Origin of the sequence: Amycolatopsis sp. NPDC051372, from assembly GCF_040682095.1 — a bacterium.
Lineage (GTDB): Bacteria > Actinomycetota > Actinomycetes > Mycobacteriales > Pseudonocardiaceae > Amycolatopsis.
This window is the reverse complement of record NZ_JBFBAF010000029.1, coordinates 36,487-53,716: the sequence shown is the minus strand read 5'-3', so window position 1 is coordinate 53,716 and position 17,230 is coordinate 36,487. Positions and strand designations below refer to the sequence as shown.

Sequence of the window (17,230 nt, the reverse complement as noted above, 5' to 3'; positions counted from 1 at the left end):
GAGGCGACATGGCCGGCGTCGACGACATCGACCTGCGCCTCGTGGAGTTCCTCCGCCTCGACGGCCGGCGCTCATATGCGGACATGGCCGCCGAAGTCGGGCTTTCCCTGCCCGCGGTGAAGCGCCGCGTCGACCGCCTGCAGGCCGCCGGCGTGATCACCGGCTTCACCGCGCAGATCGACTACACCAAGCTGGGCTGGAACATCGAGGCCTTCACCGAGCTGCGCTACACGGGCCGCACCCGGCCCCCGGACATCGAGCGCCTCGCTCGCGACCTGCCGGAGGTCCGGGCGGTGTACCTCATCGCCGGCGACCCGGACGCCCTGTGCCACATCCGCGCCCGCGATGTGACCCACCTGCGCCAGGTGATCGACGCGATCCGCGTGTCGGGCGGGGTGGTGGGCACGAAGACGTTCATCACGCTGGGCAGCTCGACGGAGGCCGTGGAAGCCGGCTGATCCCCGGGCGGCGGTATAGGTCGTTATACGGAAAACACCTTGCGAGCCAGGGCCGGTCGCCGCGATCGTGGACGGCGTGGTGGCGATCCGGGAACTGACGGCGGACGACTGGCGCGCGTGGCGGGCCCTGCGGCTCAGCGCACTTGCCGAGGCGCCGCACGCGTTCGGCGCGCGGCTCGCCGACTGGCAGGGCGAGGGCGACACCGAGGCTCGCTGGCGCGGACGGCTCACGGACTGGCCGTTCAACGTCCTCGCGGCCGTCGGCGGGCGCGACGCGGGCATGGCGAGCGGCACGGCCCCGGACGACGACGGTGTGGTGGACCTGCACTCGATGTACGTGGCTCCGTCCGCACGCGGCCACCGCGTCGGCGAGGCGGTCGTCGAGGCCGTCGCGCAGTGGGCCGAGAGCCAGAGCGCCCACTCGTTGCGGCTGCAGGTCTTCGAGGACAACGCGGCGGCGATCGCGCTGTACCGCCGGTCCGGGTTCCTCGAAGAAAGCACAGTGCACTACCGGCGGCCGGCACTGAAGATGGTGCGCGGCCTCAGGCGCCCGTCACGTTCAGCATGATCGAGTAGATCGACGTCGTCGCACAGACGTACAAACGTTGCGCTTCGGGCCGCCGAAGACCAGGTTCGCCACGGGTTCGGGAACTTTGAGGCCGCCGAGCAGCGTGCCGTCGGGGGCGAAGCAGTCGACGCCGGCGCTGGTGGCCGCCCAGAGGCGGCCCTGGTCGTCGAGGCGCAATCCGTCGAAGTTGCCTTGGCGGCAGCGCGCGATTTCGGCGCCACCGGTCAAAACACCGCGCGAGGTCACGTCGAAGCGGCGCAGGTGGCCGCGTTTCGTGTCGGCGACGTAGAGCTGTGAGCCGTCGCGGGAGAACGCCAGGCCGTTGGGCCGCTCGAAGTCGTCGGCCACGACGGTGACCGAGCCCGACGGGTCGATGCGGTAGACGTGGTCGCCGCCGATCTCGCTCTCGGCGCGGAAACCCTCGTAGTCACTGGAGATCCCGTAGCGGGGATCGGTGAACCAGACCGCGCCGTCGGCCGCCTCGACGAGGTCGTTGGGGCTGTTGAAGCGCTTGCCCTCGAAGCGGTCGGCGAGCACGGTGATCGAGCCGTCGTGCTCGGTGCGGGTGACCCGGCGCGGGCCCTGCTCGCACGTGAGCAGCCGGCCCAGGCGGTCGCGCGAGTTGCCGTTCGAGTAGCCCGCCGGGTGGCGGAACACGCCCACCGCGCCGGTCGTCTCGTCCCAGCGCAGCATCCGGTCGTTGGGGATGTCGCTCCACACCAGCGAGCGCGCCGCCGGGAAGTACACCGCGCCTTCGGCCCAGCGGCAGCCGTCGTGGAGCCGCTCCAGCCGCGAATCACCGCCGACGCGCGCGAACCGCTCGTCGAACCTCTCGAACTCCGCTTCGACGTACCCCGCCATCGCCCGCCCCCGGAAAGTCGGTTCCGCGCCGGAGCATAACCGTGGTGGGTTTGCCGGACGATGACTCTTCCCGACCACAGCTCCGGCCAGTTCGACGCCGACCGCCGTACCTACCCTCCGGGCGACCACGTGACCGGCGTGGTCACCCTCATCCCCCGCCCGGGGGCCATCGGCCTCGTGGTGGACCTCGGCGGGCCGCCGCAAGGATTCGTGGATGTCCTCCACCTGCCACGCGACCCCGCCGCCTGGCCGCCGGTCGGCACCGTCACCGACTTCGAGGTCCTGTGGCACCGGCCGGGGCAGGTCCGGCTGTGGCCACTAAATGCCGCTTACCACCATCCCGCCGCGTGGACGGCCGGGACCGAGTCGCGGAGTACGCGGAGATCACGCGCCGTCATCCGGTCGGTTCCGAGGTGACCGCGGAAATCGTCGACGTCTTCGCCGATCGCTCGTACGGCCTCGAATCCGACGGCGTCCGGACCGCGCTTCCGTGGGACGGCCCGAAACGCGTCGTCGGTACCCGGGCGCGCTACGTCATCGATCGGCATCTCCCGGCGACGCGGCGGATCCGGTTTCGCCCCTCTGACCTCGGTCACCCCAGCGGCAGCACGCCGTCGAGCGAACCCAGGTCCGAGACCTCCCGCGGCCCGCCCAGCAACCCCGTCACCGCGACGCACCGCGCGGCCACCAGGGCAGCGTCGGTGTCGGCGTGCTCGGCCAGCGCCAGCACGTCCTGCGCCGTCGGGAAGCGTTCCAGGCGCAGGCCGTCGGCGGCCGGTTTGATCATCAGACCGGACGAGCCCACGCGGCCGAGGCGGGCCCAGCGGACGCCGCGCACGTCGGCGAGGTCGACGTCCGGCACGTTGACGTTCAGCACGGTGCGCTTGGGCGCGTGGGCGACCAGCCACTCGAGCACGGCGACGCCCACCGCTGCCGCCGTGTCGAAGCGCGCGCCGGGGCCGTCGCCGCAGCTCACGGCGAGGGCCGAGCGGCCGGCGGTCGACGCGGTGAGCGCCGCGCCGACGGTGCTGGAGTGCAGCACGGAGCGGCCGGTGTTGTGGCCGTCGTTGATGCCCGCGACCACCACGTCGGGCGGCGGGCCGAGCGCGCCGAAACAGGCCGCGAGCACGGCGAACGCCGGCGGCGCGGACACGCGGTGCGCCGGCACGCCGTCGAGGCCGGGCAGCGCGTGCGGCTCGCACGCGACGATCGTGCCGTGGTCGATGGCGCCCAGCGACGTGCCGCTGCCGCTGCTGTCCCCCGCGGGCGCGGCCACGACGAGGTCGTGCCCCGCGTCCCGCAGGGCGTGGGCCAGCGCGAGCAGGCCCGGGGCTTCGATGCCGTCGTCGTTCGTGAGCAGTACCCGCACAGTCGCCCGCTCCCGGTTCGTCGGAGTGTTCGGATCGCTAGATTGTGACCACACGTTCGCTGTTGTGTCCACGCCCAAGCTGGACACAACGAATCTGTCCAGCCAAGATACCCACATATCCCCCTTGACCAGAAGCCCACGGGTCCGCATTATGTGATCTGCACGTCACAAACTGGCCGCGAGGAGTGACCCGTGAACGTCGAAGTCGACCCGGTGCTGTGCGAGAGCCACGGGCAGTGCGAGTTCGCCGCGCCCGAGGTGTTCAGCCTCGACGACGAAGCGGTGCTGCACATCGACCACGGGCCGGTCGAGAACGTGCGCGAAGCGGTGCACCGCGCGGCCCGCGCCTGCCCGACCCGCGCGATCCGGATCGCGGAGTAGCCCGTGCGGATCGTGGTCGCGGGAGCGGGGCTCGCCGGCTGGCGGGCCGCCGAAGCGCTGCGCGCCGAGGGGTTCCGCGGCGAGATCGTGGTGGCCGGCGCCGAAGCGCACCGGCCCTACGACCGCCCGCCGCTGTCCAAGGGCCTGCTCACCGGCGCCACCGCGGAAACCGCGCTGGCGCTGTCCGAGAGCGACACAGCCGACACCGAAGTCACCTGGCGCCTCGGCAACCCCGTCGCCGCCTTGCGCGGCCGCACCGTCGTCCTCGAAGACGGCGAAGAGCTCGACTTCACGGGTCTCGTGATCGCCACCGGCTCGACCCCCGTGATCCCCGCCGGCCTCAACCGCCCGCCCGGCGTGCACGTCCTGCGCACGCTCGACGACGCCCGCGCCCTCCGAGCCGATCTCACCGGCCGCGTCCTGGTGCTCGGCGCGGGCTTCATCGGCTGCGAGCTCGCCTCCACGTGCCGCGACCTCGGCCTCCCCGTGGCCGTCGCCGACCCGCTCCCCCACCCGCTGATCCGTGTGCTCGGCGAAGACGTGGCCCGGCGCGTCGAGCGCCTGCACCGCGAGCGCGGCGTGCGCTGGCTGCTCGGCACCCAGGTCGTGAAGTTCCTCGGCCGGGACCGCGTGACCGGCGCGGTGCTGTCCGACGGCCGTGCGGTGCGCGCCGATGTGGTCGTCATCGCCACCGGCGTCCGTCCGGCCACCGGCTGGCTCGCCGGCAGCGGCGTCGACGTGTCCGGCGGCGTCCGCTGCGACGAGTACCTGCGCGTGCTCGACGAGTCCGGCGCCGTCGTGCCGGACGTCGTGGCCGCGGGCGACGTCGCCTGCTGGACGCACCCGCTGCTCGGCGAGGCGGTGCGCGTGGAGCACTGGACCACCGCCGCGCTCGGTGCCGCCGCGGCCGCGCGCACGCTGCTGCACGGGCCGCAGGCCCCGTTCGACGCCGTGCCCTCGTTCTGGTCCGACCAGTGCGGCCTGCGCATCCAGGGCGTCGGCCTGCCCGGCCGCGGCGAGCACGTGGAGCTCGTGCACGGCAACCTCGCCGGGGACAAGTTCGTCGCCCGCTACTCGACGGACGGCCGGCACGTCGGCTCCGTCGCTTTCGGACTGCCCCGGCAACTCGCCCTCGAACGGCGGCGGCTCACGTCCGCCTGAGCCACCGCACCGCAAGAAAACCCACCACTACCACTCACCTGCCCAACTCAAAGACGAGGAGAGGTCTCCATGACCCAGTGGCCCATCTACGACGACGCGTCGGCGGTCTTCCCGATCTACTCGCGCGCCAACATCGGCGAGATCTTCCCCGACCCGATCAGCCCGCTCAACGCGTCGGCGGGCTTCCAGGCGAACCTCTCGCCCGGCTGGGACGACGCGTTCGTCGCGTGCGGGGTGTGGGACCATGCCACCTACGACTCCGCCGTGCAGCACAACGTGCTCCCCGCGTTCGGCAGCTACCTCTACATCAACATGTCCCTGATGCGCCTGTTCGGCGTGCGCGTCCCCGGCATGACGCCGGAGGCGGTGGATCTGCAGTACTTCGGCGACCTGCCGGGGATCCCCTCCTACGAAAGCGAAAAGCGCGACTTCGACGAGAACCCCGAGTTCGAGGCCACGGCCGGGCAGTGGCTGGCCGAGCAGGTCCTCGGCGCCACGGACCTCGCGGCCTACGACGCCGACCGCGGCACCGTCGAGGACATCCGCAAGAACCGCCCCGCCATCGCCGACCTGGGCAACCAGCAGCTGCGCGAGCGGATCACCTCGTTCGGCGACGTGCTCCGGCCGCTGCTGAGCCGCCACATCGAGGCGAGCCTCAAGGCCGGCGTCGGCCTGGGTGCCGTCGCGCAGTTCACGGAGGCGATCGGCCAGCCGGAGCTCGCGCTGACGCTCGTGGCCGGAATCGGCGACATCGACTCGACCGGCCCGTCCACCGGCATGTGGGCGCTCTCGCGCCTGGCCCGCACCGGCCCGGTGGCCGCGTTGTTCGACGAGGGCCAGGACAGCCTGATCGAGCGCCTGCGCGCGAGCGGCGACCCCGAGGTCGTGGCGTTCACGCGCCGGCTCGACGAGTTCCTGGCGGCATGGGACTTCCGCGGCCCGTCGGAGTGGGAGATCCGCGCGAAGACCTGGGGCGTGAAGCCTTCACTTGTCCTGTCCACTGTGGACCGCATGCGCCAGGCCGACGACTCCGCGTCGCCCGCGGTGAAGAACGCCGAACGCGTCACGCAGCGCGAAGCGGCCTCCACCGGCGTACGCGCTGCCCTGGCGGGCAACGACGAGGCACTGGGCCAGTTCGAGGCCGTGCTGCACGCGGCCGCGCTGTGGCTGCGGGGCCGGGAACGCGGCCGCACGTCGTGCGCCATGGTCATGCACGAGCTGCGCCTGCCCGCGCTCGAGCTGGGCCGCCGCTTCACCGCCGAAGGGCACCTGGAGCGCCCCGAGCAGATCTTCATGCTGTTCGCCGGCGAACTCGACGCGTTCCTGGCCGACCCGGCGAGCTTCAGCACGACGCTGCGCGACCGAGAAGCGGCATACCTGGACCTGTTCGACCGCGAGCCGCCGTTCGTGGTGGTGGGCCAGCCGGAGCCGGTGGAGAACTGGCCGCGCCGCTCGGGCCGTGAGGTGCGGCCCGCCGTCGCCGGCGAGGTCATCCAGGGCGTGCCCGGCTGCAACGGCTCCACGCGCGGGCGCGCCCGCGTGGTCACGAACGCCGACGACCCGTCGGCCCTGGAGCCCGGCGAGATCCTGGTGGCCCCGCTGACCGACCCGTCGTGGACGCCGCTGTTCGTGCCGGCCGCCGCGGTGGTCGTGGACGTCGGCGCGCCGTTCTCCCACGCCGCGATCGTGAGCCGCGAGCTCGGCATTCCGTGTGTGGTCTCGGCGACGGCCGCGTCGGCCCGGATCCCGGACGGCGCCCTCATCGAGGTCGACGGCACCACCGGCACCGTCACGGTGCTGGAAGTCTAGGCACGGCAAGGGAAAGGGCCTGCACTCCGCGTGGGGTGCAGGCCCTTTCCCTTGGGGCTCAGCGTTTCACAAAGTCAGCCTTCGTCGGCGGCCGAGCGTTCCCGGCCGGCGGACAGCAGGAGGTCCTGGTGCAGTTCCATCCAGATGTCGTGATACGAGTCGGCCATCGGCCGCGCGAACGCCGCGGTCTCCCCCGCCCGCACGCGCTCCAGCGCGCCGGCGAGGCGCACCGGGTAGGTGCCGAATCGGCCGGCGGACGCGGTGAGCTCGTCGAGCAAGCCGGTCACCTTCGCGTCCACCTCCGCCAGCGACTCGACCACGCCGGCGTCGTACCCGGCGTCGGCGTGGTCGTTCGGCTCGCCGGACGGGCGCAGCTGCCAGGCCGAGCAGACGCGCTTGAACTCGCCGTTCACGGGCAGAAAAGCTTCGTAGGCCGCGGAAATCGCCTCGGCGGAGTCCGCGACGTCGGCCGCGAGCAGCTCCGGGTGGGCGGCGCGGCCGGCCGGCGTCGGCATGGTTCCGGCGAGCCGGCCTTCCCGGCGCACGGCGAGCCCGTCCGCGACCAGCGCGGCGACCTCGGCGGCCACTTCGTCGGCGGGCAGCCCCGTGAGCGCCTGCAGCACGGGGTCGGGAGCCAGGCCCTTCACGCGCAACGCGTGGAGCACGAGGAATCGCGCTCGGGTGGACGTCGTCATGGGTCACGCTCCTTCGCCGGTTGCACCGGAGTCGACGGACAGGATTCGGTCACGCAGCAGGGTTTTGTTCAGCTTTCCCGTCGGCAGCCGGGGCAGGCTCGCCACGAACTCGACGCGCCGCGGCGCCTTGAACCCGGCAAGCCGCTCGCGGCAGTACTCGATCAGCTCGGCCCCGCTCACGTTGCCGGCGCGCTCGCCGGCCAGTTCGACGACGGCCGTCACACCTTCGCCGAACTCGGGGTCGGGCAGGCCGATCACGGCTGCGTCGGCCACCGCGGGGTGGGTGAGCAGGGTGTCCTCGACCTCGGTCGGGTAGACGTTCACGCCGCCGGAGATGATCGTGTGTCCCTCGCGGCCGACGAGGTAGAGGAACCCGTCCTCGTCGAGCCGGCCCAGATCGCCGACGCTGCGCAGGTCGGCGCCCGCGTCGCCCGCGTTGCGGTAGGCCGAGCCGCCCGGCGCGAACCACACCTTCCCGACGGTGCCCGCCGGGACCTCGCGCCCGGCGTCGTCGGTCACGTGCACGCTGCCGGACAACGGTTTCCCCACCGTGCCCGGATGCGCCAGCGCGTCGTGCGGGCCGACGTAGGTGTGGCCGTAGCCCTCGGACGCGCCGTAGTACTCGTGCAGGATCGGCCCCCACCAGTCCATCACCGCCGCCTTCACCTCGGGTGGGCACGGCGCGCCGGAGGTGAACGCGACGCGGTGGCTGCTCAGGTCGTGGCGCGAGCGGGCCTCCGGCGAAAGGCGCAGCAGCCGCAGCAGCATCGTGGGCACCCACTGCGAATGCGTCACGCCGTGCGCCGCGATCGCCGCGAGCGAACCCTCCGCGTCGAAGCGGTCGAGGCACACCACGGTGCCGCCGAGCGAGAGCGTGATGAGCTGGAAGGTGAACGGCGCGGCATGGTAGTTCGGCGCCGGCGAGAGGAACACGGTGTCAGCGGCCAGCTCCAGCTTCGCCGCGAGCCCCGCGTGGCGGGCGGGCGCGTCGCCCGGGTGCACGCCGAGCAGCTGCTGGCGGAACGCCTTGGGCCGCCCGGTGCTGCCGCCGCTGTAGAGCACCCGCGCGCCGAGCAGCTCACCATCGATCGGCGTCTCGGGCAGGCCGGCCACGGCGTCGCCGAGGAACTCCGGCTCGCCGCCGGGGTCCACGGACAGCAGCAGCGCCGGCTTGCCGACCTCGCGCAGGGCCTCGGCGACGACGTCGGCGCAGCGGGCGCTGGTGACGATCGCGCACGAGACACCGTCGCCCACCGCCTCCGCAAGCAGCGGGCCGAGCTCGCCGCTGCGCAGGTGCCAGTTCACCGGGGTCACGTAGAGTCCGGAGCGCATTCCCGCGGCGACGAGCACCGGCCACTCCAGCCGGTTCTCGAGCACGAGCAGCAGCGCGCCGCCGGGGCCGATCCCCCGCTCGCGCAGCAGGTGCGCGACCTGGTTGGAGCGGGCCTCGAGTTCGGCGTAGGTGAGGCTCGCGCCGCTCGGCGCCATCACGTACGCCCGGGCGCCGGGCCGCTCGCGCGCAATCGGGGCGGGGTACACGCCATCGACCTCCTTCTAGATTGTTTGTGAATGCTATGTCACGAACGAGCGCCACCGCAACGCTCTTGCTTAGCCCTTCCGTTCTCCGACGCGATGTGATGTAGTGATTGAGCGTTCGCAATCCAGCAAGGCGCAACAGAAGGGACAGCGGTGTCCGAACAGACGTCCGGCGCGACAGCCGTCGACCTCATGGATCTGGACCTGTTCGCATCGGGCTCCGACCACGAGGCGTTCCGTGAGCTGCGTGAGCACGATCCGCTGCACTGGAACGACGAACCCGGCGGCCGCGGTTTCTGGTCGGTGACGCGGTACGCGGACATCAAGCGCATCGCCGCCGACCACGAGAGCTTCTCCTCCGCCGAAGGGACGCAGATCCCGGACCGCCGCGCCGAGGGGCACGGCGAACCCAGCATCCACAACATGGACCCGCCGCGCCACGGGGCGCTGCGCAAGCTCGTGGTGCCGCACGTGCGGCCCGCGAAGGTCCGGCCGCTCGAGGGCGACATCGTCACGGTCATCGACGAGCTGCTCGACACCGCGCTGGCCCAGGGCGGCACGTTCGACTTCGTGCACACGGTGGCCGCCCAGCTGCCGCTGCTGGTGATCGGCCGCCTGCTCGGCGCGCCGCCCGAGGCGTGCCCGCACATGCAGCGCTGGACCAACCAGATGGCGTCCGACGACCCGGAATACAGCACGGGCCCGGAGACCGCCGCCCGAGCGCGCGACGAGATCTTCTCGTTCTTCCACGAGTTGGAGGCGCAACGGCGGGCGAACCCGGCCGAGGACCTGGTGAGCGTGCTCGCCCACGCCGCGCCGGGCGGTGAGCCGCTCAACCGCGGCCAGCTCGACGCGTACTACCTGCTGCTCATGGTCGCCGGCAACGAGACCACGCGGAACCTGCTCACCGGCGGGATGATCGCGTTCGGCGCGTTCGAAGAGCAGTGGGCCGCACTGCGCGCCGACGCGGACCGGATCCCGGGCGCGGTCGAGGAGATGGTGCGCTGGGTGTCGCCGGTGCTGTGCATGCGGCGGACCGCGACGCGTGACGTCGAGCTGCACGGCCGCACGATCGAGGCCGGGCAGAAGGTGGTGCTGTGGTTCGCCTCGGGCAACCGCGACGAGACGGTGTTCGCCGCGCCCGACGAGTTCCGCGCCGAGCGCGCGCCCAACGAGCACCTCGGCTTCGGCTGGGGCGTGCACGCCTGTCTCGGCGCGCACCTCGCGCGGCTGGAGGCGCAGCTGTTCCTGCGCCGCCTGCGTGAGCGCAGCCTGCGCGTGGACGTGCAGGCGCCGCCGGAACGACTGCGCAGCAACTTCTTCCGCGGCGTGAAGCGGCTGCCGGTGCGGCTGGTGAACGACCGTGGCTGAGCAGTGGCTGGGGCGCGCGGCCTGCCTCGTCGGCGGTGAGTGGCGGACGCCGAACGGCCCGGCGATCCCCGTCGTCGACCCGTACACCGCGCAGCCCGTCGGCGAGACGGCCGAGGCCGGTCCTGGCCTCACCGCCGAGGCCGTCGCCACGGCCGAAGCGGCGCTCCCGGCGTGGGAACGGACCGGCCCGGCCGATCGTGCGGACCTGCTCGACCGGCTGGCCGACCTGCTGGAGGCCCGCTCGGGCGAGCTGGCGGCGCTGATCACGCGCGAGATGGGCATGCCCGCCACGCTCGCGACGGCGAGCCAGGGCGACCTGCCGCCGCGGGTGCTGCGCGCGTTCGCCACGGCCACGCGGGCATTCGGCTGGACCGAGAAGATCGACGGCGCGCACCTGCACCGCGTGCCGCTCGGCGTGGTCGGCGCGATCACGCCGTGGAACATGCCCGCGCACCAGATCATCGCGAAGGTCGGCGCCGCGCTCGCCGCCGGCAACACCGTGGTGCTCAAGCCGAGTGAGGCCACGCCGTTCGACGCGAACCTCATCGCGGCCGCCGCGCTGGAAGCCGGGTTCCCGCCGGGAGTGTTCTCGGTCGTGCAAGGCACCGGGCCGGTCACCGGCGAGGCGCTAGTGGCCGATCCGCGCGTGGCCCACGTGTCCTTCACCGGCAGCGTCCCGGCCGGGCAGGCGATCGCCGCGCTCGCCGCTGGGCACACCGCGTCGACCACACTGGAATTGGGCGGGAAGTCGGCCGCGGTGCTACTGCCGGACGCGGATCTGGCGCGCGCCGTTGCGGCGGCGGTGAAGAGCGGCCTCGTGAACTCGGGCCAGGCTTGCAACGCGACCACGCGGATCGTGGTGCCACGCAGCGCGCTCGCCGACGTCGAAGCACTCGTCGTCGACGCGCTCGACGCCGTGGTCGCCGGCGATCCGCGTGACCCGGCCACCACGTTCGGGCCGCTGGCCTCGGCACGCCAGCGCGACCGGGTGCGCCACCTGCTCGACACCGCCGGCGACGACCGCGCGGTGACGCCGCCGCTTCAACTGCTGCCCTCACGCGGGTTCTTCGTCGGCCCGCGCGTCTACTTCGGACTCGACGCCCGGCATCCGCTGGTGCGCCAGGAGGTGTTCGGTCCCGTGCTCGTCGTGCAGTCCTACACCGACGAGGCGGACGCCACCGCGGTCGCGAACGACAGCGACTTCGGCCTGTCCGCCGAGGTCTGGTCGGCCGACCCCGACCGGGCCGAGAGCTTCGCGCGGACGCTGCGCGTGGGCCAGGTCAAGATCAACGGCGTGCGCACCCGCGAGCGCCCCGGCGTGCCGTTCGGCGGCCGGAAGTCCTCCGGCTACGGCCGGGAGCTCGGCGCCGAGGGCATTGCCGACCTCACCGCGGTGCAGGCGGTGCTGCGATGACGCGCCGGATCCTCGTCACGGGCGCCGCTTCCGGCGTCGGCCTCGCGCTGGCCCGGCAGCTGACCGACGAAGGCGTGGCTGTGATCGGCGTCGACCGCGCCGAGATCCCCATGCCCGTGGACCGGGCCCTGCGGGTGGACCTCACCGATTTCGCCGCCGTGCGCGAGGTCGCGGCGAGCGTCACCGAGCTGGACGGCATCGCGAACGTCGCCGGCGTGCCCGGCACCGCGCCCGCCGCGACCGTGCTCGCGGTGAACGTGGTCGGCACCCGCGTGCTCACCGAAGCGCTGCTGCCACGCCTGGCCGAGGGCGGCGCCGTGGTGACGGTGGCGTCCATCGCCGCCCACCGCAACACTCTGCCGGCCGAAGCCCTCGACCGGCTGTGCACTGTGGACAGTGACGTCGAGCTGGCGGACTGGCTGGCGGAGTACCCGTTGTCGGGCGCTGCCGCCTACGACACGTCGAAAGCCGCGCTCGTCGCGTGGAGCGCGCGGCTGGCCGCCCGGCTGCTGCCGCGCGCCCGCGCGGTGAGCGTGAGCCCCGGCCCCGTGCACACGCCGATCCTGGCCGACTTCCGCGCGTCGATGGGCGCCGAGTCGATCGACCGCGCCGGCGCGGTGGTCGGGCGGCACGCCCAACCCGGCGAGGTAGCCGCAGCGGCCGCGTTCCTGCTCAGCCCCGCGGCCTCCTGGGTCAACGGCATCAACCTGCCCGTCGAAGGCGGCCTGGCCGCCGCGCGCACGCACCTGGCCGCGGTGCCCCCATCCAGCACCGTCGAGCCCAGCACCGTCGAGCCCAGTGCCGTCGAGCCCAGCACCGAAAGGACCACCCGGTGACCACCACGGCGCCTCCCGAGCCGACCGAGACCGTGCTCCCCCTCGACGGCACGCGCCCGCTGGGCCGCGACCTCGTGGGCGGCAAGGCCCACAGCCTCAACCGGATGCGTTCGCTCGGCCTGCCGGTGCCGCCGGCGTTCGCGATCACCGTGGACGTCTGCACCGCCTACCACGCGGGCGGCACGCTGCCCGACGACGTCTGGGCGCGGGTCCTCGACCGCCTGGCGCACCTGGAGGAACGGACCGGCCGCCGCTTCGGCGGACCGGGCTGGCCGCTGCTGGTCTCCGTGCGCTCCGGCGCCGCCCGCAGCATGCCCGGGATGATGGACACCGTCCTCAACCTCGGCCTGACGCGGGAGCTGCGCGACGCGCTGGCCGAGCAGTCGGGCGACCCCGAGTGGGCCGCGGACACGTGGGAGCGGTTCGAGCGCTCGTACTCCGGCATCGTCGGCGGCCCGCCGCCCGAGGACCCGCGCGAGCAGCTGCGCGCGGCGATCGGCGCCGTGTTCCGCTCGTGGTTCTCGCCGCGCGCGGTGAGCTACCGCCAGCACCACGGCATCACCGATCTCGGCGGCACGGCCGTGACCGTGCAGGCCATGGCGTTCGGCAACCGCGACGCCGAGTCCGGCACCGGGGTGCTGTTCAGCCGCGACCCCGGCACCGGCGAGCCCGGCGTCTACGGCGAGTGGCTGGCCCGCGCGCAGGGCGAGGACGTCGTGTCCGGCGAACGCACCCCGGCGCGGCTCGACGAGCTGGCGCGCACGCAGCCGGGCAACCACCTTGAGCTGCTCCGCCTGGCCGGAGTGCTGGAGCGTGAGTACCGCGACATGGTCGACGTGGAGTTCACGATCGAGTCCGGCACGCTCTACGTGCTGCAGGCCCGGGCCGGCAAACGCACACCCGGCGCGGCGGCGCGCATCGCCGTGGACCTCGTCGGCGAAGGCCTGATCGACACCGACACGGCGCTCGCGCGCGTCACCCCCGCCCAGGCCACGCAGCTGCTGGAGACGGCCGGCGCGGCCGAGGGCGTCGAGCTGGCCCGCGGCACCGGCGCGGGGCCCGGCCTGGGCGTGGGCAAGGTCGTGACCGACCCCGACGAAGCGCTGGACGCCGCCGACGACGGAACCGCGGTGGTGCTCGTGCGGCCGTTCACCTCCCCGGAGGACGTGCCGGCGATGTTCGCCGCGGCCGCCGTCGTGACTGAGCACGGCGGGTCGACCTCGCACGCGGCGCTCGTGTGCCGCGAGGCGGGCATCCCGTGCGTGGTCGGCTGCGGCGACGGCACCCTCGACGCGCTGCGCGGCCGCCTCGTGACCGTCGACGGCACGACCGGCGCGGTGCTCGACGGAGACCGGGCGAGCGGAGCGGGCACGACCTCCGACGGCCCCGCGGCGACGCTCACGGAGTGGGCCTCCGCGCGGACCGGCGGCGACGGCGCGCTGCCCGAGCTGCTCGCACTGGTGCGCAGTACTGATCCGGCCAAAAAGTAGGCCCCCCGCGGCACGTAGCCGTTGCCGCGAAGCCATTCGGCCGTGACTGTGGTCGGATTAGTAACGATCGGCACAGTAAGGTCAGCGGACGCGAATGACCGGTTGGGTGAGCAGAAGATGAGCAGTAGCACGCAGGAAACGACCGGCGAGGACCGGGCGGAGGCCGCGCGCGTGCGCGTCCGCGAGCTGATCGCCGCGCTGCAGCCCGACGCGGTGGACAAGCGCCCCAACAAACGCGGCGCGCAGACCCGGGACAAGCTCGTGCAGGCGGCCACGGCGTGTTTCTCCGAGTACGGCTACACGCGCACCCGCGTCTCGGACATCACCAACCGGGCCGACACCGCGCAGGGAAACTTCTATCGCCACTTCACCAGCCTCGACGACATCTTCCTCGCGGCCCTGCAGCCGGCGCTGGAAGAACTCGCCGCGGCCTCGGCCACCGCGCCGCGCTCCGGCGACGAACAGCACCACCTGGTGGAGCAGACCATCGCGTACCTGCACTCGTATGCGCGCAACCGCCACCTCCTGCGCGTGATGCGCGAAGCCGCGGCGGCGAGCGAGAACGAGGGGTTCCTGCAACTGTGGCTGCAGGTGCGGTCCGGCTTCGTGCACCGCACCGAACGCTGGCTGCGGCGGCTGCACGAGAACGGCGTGATCGACGAAACCCAGTACGAGCTCCACGCCGAAGCGCTCGGCTCCCTCATCGAGCAGATGGCCTACGTCCACATCGGACTCCTGCCCGTGACCCCGCGGCCCGAGCGCATCCAGGACCTCGGTTCGGTGATCGGCCAGATCTGGTACCGATCTCTACCGTTCGTGGCCGACCGCTAGACGGATCCGAGGCTTGGCCCGAGGATGGGCCAATGGCGACCACCGAGACCCGCGCGGACGCCCTCGCGGCCGACTTCGGAATTCCGCGAGCCAGGCGCGAGGCGATCTCGCACGCCTCGGCGGAGCCGAGGCAGACAACACGGCGGGGCGATGACCGAAGTCCTCGCCCGTCACATGGGCCGCGCGGGCGAGCTGCTGCGTGCGGACGGTCCGTTCGCGCTGCGGATCGTGGTGACGGCGGCCGTGGCGTGGCAGATCTGCGTGTGGCTGGGTGCGCGGCAGCCGCCGGTGTACGCGGTGATCGTGCCACTGGTGTCCATGCGGGACGCCCCGTACTCGACGTTCAACGTGTCCCTGGCGCGCCTGGCCGGCGTGGTGTGCGGGCTGTCGATCGGGATCCTCGTGCTGCGGGTGGTCCACCCGTCGGCCGGGGCGCTCGCACTCGTGCTGGCCCTGGCACTCGCCGTGGGCATCGTGCTGCGGATCGGCGGCACGCTCAACATCCAGGTCGCCGTGTCGGCGCTGCTGGTGTTCGCCAGCACCGACCCGGACTCCTACGCGGTGTCGCGCCTGTGGGAGACGGCCGTCGGCGCCGGGGTCACCGTGGTGCTCGCGCCCCTGCTGCTGCCCGCGAACCCGGCCCGCACGTTCGTGAAAGAACTCCACGAGACCGCGGCCGAGCTGGCGCAGAACCTCCGGGCGCCGGTCGGCGAGGAATCGGTGCGCGCGGTCGAGACCCGCGCCCGAGCGTTGCCCGGAAAGCTCGCCCTGGCGCGGAAAGCCGTGCGCTGCCACCCGTGGTGGCGCCGGACCGAGACCGACCACCTCGCCACGCTCGTGCCCCTCGCCCGCACCGCCGCCGACATCGGCACCCTCGTGCGCATCCACTTCGAGGACACCACCGAACTCGCCGCCCGCGGCGAACCGATCGACACGTCCGAAGTCGCGGGCTCCCTCTCCGATGCCGTGACCGCCGTCCTCACCGGCACGCCCGACCCGTCGGCCCTCGCCACCGCCAAAGCCGCCATCCTGCACAACGCCGAAACCGACGGCACCCGCCTCGGCGCCATCGCCCGTCGGCCCCTGCGGCGCATCGCCGCTCTCCTGCGCGAACCACCCACCGAGTGACCCCCCATCGCGCCGCCCTCGCCCGCCCCACCCCACACGCGAGATCACGCCGGCTCCCGCCCCACCCCACACGCGACATCACGCCGGCTCCCGGCGCAACCCCCACGCGAGATCACGCCGACTCCCGGCGCAACCCCCACGCGAGATCGCGCCGGCTTCTGGACTGAGCGATTTTCACGCGGCCCCTGGGCCGCGTGAAAATCGGGAGGGAAGAAGCCGGCTCGAAGCGATCTCGCACGCCTCGGCGGAGCCGAGGCAGACAACACAGCCGGCTCAAAGCGATCTCGCACGCCTCGGCGGCGCCGAGGCCAAATTACCGAACTCCTGCTGTTCACGGTCGTAGCGCTGCGTGAGGCCGTTGCCGTAGCGGTCCCACCAGTTCTGGGTGTGCCCGCCCTGCGTGGTGGTCGTGGCGCCGTAGACCTGGCGGTCGTACTCGATGCGGGCGTCGTGGAAGTCCTGTTGGAACTGCTCGGGGGTGAGGCCCTGGATGTGCTGCACCGCGGCCGGGTCGAGGGTGCCCGCGCTGCGGACGATGTCGGCGCCGCCCATGTGGTTGAGGATGGCGCGCACGCCGCCGGCGCCGCGCATGTGCGCGCCGGACATCACGGCGGCCTGGGTGCCGGGGTCGGTGAAGGCGAGGGCGCCGGCCGTGCGGGCGTTGGCCGACATGAGGCGCGCGACGACGGCGTGTTCCTCGGCGCTGCCGATGCCGTACTGGTTGCGCACGGCCGTGATCTCGTCCTAGCCGTTGTGCATGTTCTGGCGGAAGCCGTAGACCTCGGGCACGCCGCCCTGCTCGCCGGTCGCGCCTTCCAACCGCATGATCGAGTCGACGACGCGGTCGTCCAGCTGCGTCGGCGCGGCAGCCGGAGCGGCCGCGCCGCCACCAGCAGCAGCCTGCGTACCGCCGCCAAGCCCCTGCGCCACGGCCGTGTCGGCGTCGGTGTACCCCTGCACCGCCGACTGGACCTTGCCGCTGACCTCGCCGATGAGGTTCACGAACTTGCCGAGCGAGGAGACCAGCTGCGATTGCAGCGTCGAGTTCGCCGCGGCCACCCCGCTGCCGATCCCGGCGAACGAGAGCGCGTCGATCACGAGTGACTCGAGGTCGCGCGTCGAGGACAACGCCGAGGAGCCCAGGCTCTCCACGTCCTTCACGATCGACGACACTTCGGGCGAGCTCACCCGGTAACTTCCCGCTGTCATGCCTGCTCCGTCCGACTCGGCTGCTTTCCCGTCGAGAATTCCCCACCCACCGCGCCGGGCACACGGCCGAATTACCCACTCGCGGACCCCGCCCGTATCGAATCGGAGCCGGG

At 72.9% G+C, this 17,230-nt stretch carries 18 protein-coding genes; 12 read left to right on the top strand and 6 right to left on the bottom strand.

What is annotated here, in order from left to right; genetic code table 11:
- Window positions 1-8 precede the first annotated feature (8 nt).
- Together AB0M56_RS35965 and AB0M56_RS35960 are read left to right on the top strand one after the other, a co-directional pair.
- Complete coding sequence (locus tag AB0M56_RS35965; protein WP_364184717.1) at window positions 9-458, top strand: Lrp/AsnC family transcriptional regulator; 450 nt, start codon at window positions 9-11, stop codon at window positions 456-458.
- Window positions 459-537: 79 nt separating this feature from the next.
- Window positions 538-1,026: a GNAT family N-acetyltransferase gene (locus AB0M56_RS35960; protein WP_364184716.1), complete on the top strand. Its 489-nt coding sequence runs from the start codon at window positions 538-540 to the stop codon at window positions 1,024-1,026.
- Here AB0M56_RS35960 and AB0M56_RS35955 read toward each other — a convergent pair.
- Window positions 1,018-1,887, bottom strand: coding sequence for an SMP-30/gluconolactonase/LRE family protein (locus AB0M56_RS35955; RefSeq protein WP_364184714.1), 870 nt, complete (start codon window positions 1,885-1,887; stop codon window positions 1,018-1,020). The two genes, AB0M56_RS35960 and AB0M56_RS35955, sit on opposite strands and share 9 nt — an antisense overlap.
- Window positions 1,888-1,947: 60 nt before the next feature.
- On the opposite strand from AB0M56_RS35955, the gene AB0M56_RS35950 reads away from it, so the two are divergent.
- A complete protein-coding gene (locus tag AB0M56_RS35950; protein WP_364184712.1) occupies window positions 1,948-2,304 on the top strand; it encodes a hypothetical protein in 357 nt (118 codons plus the stop codon).
- A gap of 175 nt (window positions 2,305-2,479) precedes the next feature.
- Here AB0M56_RS35950 and AB0M56_RS35945 read toward each other — a convergent pair whose 3' ends face one another.
- A complete protein-coding gene (locus tag AB0M56_RS35945) occupies window positions 2,480-3,256 on the bottom strand; it encodes a 5'/3'-nucleotidase SurE (protein WP_364184710.1) in 777 nt (258 codons plus the stop codon).
- A 192-nt stretch (window positions 3,257-3,448) separates the two neighbouring features.
- Here AB0M56_RS35945 and AB0M56_RS35940 point away from each other — a divergent pair, with 192 nt between their 5' ends.
- From AB0M56_RS35940 to AB0M56_RS35930, 3 genes are all read left to right on the top strand, one after another.
- On the top strand, window positions 3,449-3,637 hold the full coding sequence (locus AB0M56_RS35940) for a ferredoxin (protein WP_364184708.1): 189 nt from the start codon (window positions 3,449-3,451) through the stop codon (window positions 3,635-3,637).
- A 3-nt stretch (window positions 3,638-3,640) separates the two neighbouring features.
- Complete coding sequence (locus tag AB0M56_RS35935; RefSeq protein WP_364184706.1) at window positions 3,641-4,798, top strand: FAD-dependent oxidoreductase; 1,158 nt, start codon at window positions 3,641-3,643, stop codon at window positions 4,796-4,798.
- A 69-nt stretch (window positions 4,799-4,867) separates the two neighbouring features.
- On the top strand, window positions 4,868-6,607 hold the full coding sequence (locus AB0M56_RS35930) for a PEP-utilizing enzyme (RefSeq protein ID WP_364184704.1): 1,740 nt from the start codon (window positions 4,868-4,870) through the stop codon (window positions 6,605-6,607).
- Window positions 6,608-6,681: 74 nt separating this feature from the next.
- Here AB0M56_RS35930 and AB0M56_RS35925 read toward each other — a convergent pair whose 3' ends face one another.
- The gene (locus tag AB0M56_RS35925) at window positions 6,682-7,302 is read right to left on the bottom strand and encodes a MarR family transcriptional regulator (RefSeq protein WP_364184702.1); all 621 of its coding nucleotides are present in this window, start codon (window positions 7,300-7,302) and stop codon (window positions 6,682-6,684) included.
- A gap of 3 nt (window positions 7,303-7,305) precedes the next feature.
- Window positions 7,306-8,841 (bottom strand): AMP-binding protein, encoded by a 1,536-nt coding sequence (locus AB0M56_RS35920; RefSeq protein ID WP_364184700.1) that lies wholly within the window; start codon window positions 8,839-8,841, stop codon window positions 7,306-7,308.
- 150 nt (window positions 8,842-8,991) lie between these two features.
- Between AB0M56_RS35920 and AB0M56_RS35915 the strand changes: the two genes are divergently transcribed.
- The 6 genes from AB0M56_RS35915 to AB0M56_RS35890 all read left to right on the top strand — a co-directional run bounded on the left by AB0M56_RS35915 (window position 8,992) and on the right by AB0M56_RS35890 (window position 15,908).
- Window positions 8,992-10,209 (top strand): cytochrome P450, encoded by a 1,218-nt coding sequence (locus AB0M56_RS35915; RefSeq protein WP_364184698.1) that lies wholly within the window; start codon window positions 8,992-8,994, stop codon window positions 10,207-10,209.
- Window positions 10,202-11,623 carry an aldehyde dehydrogenase family protein gene (locus AB0M56_RS35910; RefSeq protein ID WP_364184696.1) on the top strand — a complete coding sequence of 474 codons (1,422 nt, stop codon included), beginning with the start codon at window positions 10,202-10,204 and terminating at the stop codon, window positions 11,621-11,623. Before AB0M56_RS35915 ends, AB0M56_RS35910 begins: the two co-directional genes overlap by 8 nt.
- Entirely contained in the window at window positions 11,620-12,459 is an 840-nt protein-coding gene (locus tag AB0M56_RS35905; protein WP_364184694.1) for an SDR family oxidoreductase, read from the top strand. The genes AB0M56_RS35910 and AB0M56_RS35905 overlap by 4 nt, the downstream gene beginning before the upstream one ends.
- On the top strand, window positions 12,456-13,949 hold the full coding sequence (locus AB0M56_RS35900) for a pyruvate, phosphate dikinase (RefSeq protein ID WP_364184692.1): 1,494 nt from the start codon (window positions 12,456-12,458) through the stop codon (window positions 13,947-13,949). Before AB0M56_RS35905 ends, AB0M56_RS35900 begins: the two co-directional genes overlap by 4 nt.
- A 117-nt stretch (window positions 13,950-14,066) precedes the next feature.
- On the top strand, window positions 14,067-14,780 hold the full coding sequence (locus AB0M56_RS35895) for a TetR/AcrR family transcriptional regulator (protein WP_364184690.1): 714 nt from the start codon (window positions 14,067-14,069) through the stop codon (window positions 14,778-14,780).
- Between the two features lie 150 nt (window positions 14,781-14,930).
- Complete coding sequence (locus tag AB0M56_RS35890) at window positions 14,931-15,908, top strand: aromatic acid exporter family protein (protein ID WP_364184688.1); 978 nt, start codon at window positions 14,931-14,933, stop codon at window positions 15,906-15,908.
- A 273-nt stretch (window positions 15,909-16,181) separates the two neighbouring features.
- On the opposite strand, the gene AB0M56_RS35885 is transcribed toward AB0M56_RS35890, so the two are convergent.
- Both AB0M56_RS35885 and AB0M56_RS35880 read right to left on the bottom strand, forming a co-directional pair.
- Complete coding sequence (locus tag AB0M56_RS35885) at window positions 16,182-16,637, bottom strand: hypothetical protein (protein ID WP_364184686.1); 456 nt, start codon at window positions 16,635-16,637, stop codon at window positions 16,182-16,184.
- A gap of 15 nt (window positions 16,638-16,652) precedes the next feature.
- Entirely contained in the window at window positions 16,653-17,117 is a 465-nt protein-coding gene (locus AB0M56_RS35880; protein WP_364184684.1) for a hypothetical protein, read from the bottom strand.
- Window positions 17,118-17,230: the final 113 nt, after the last annotated feature.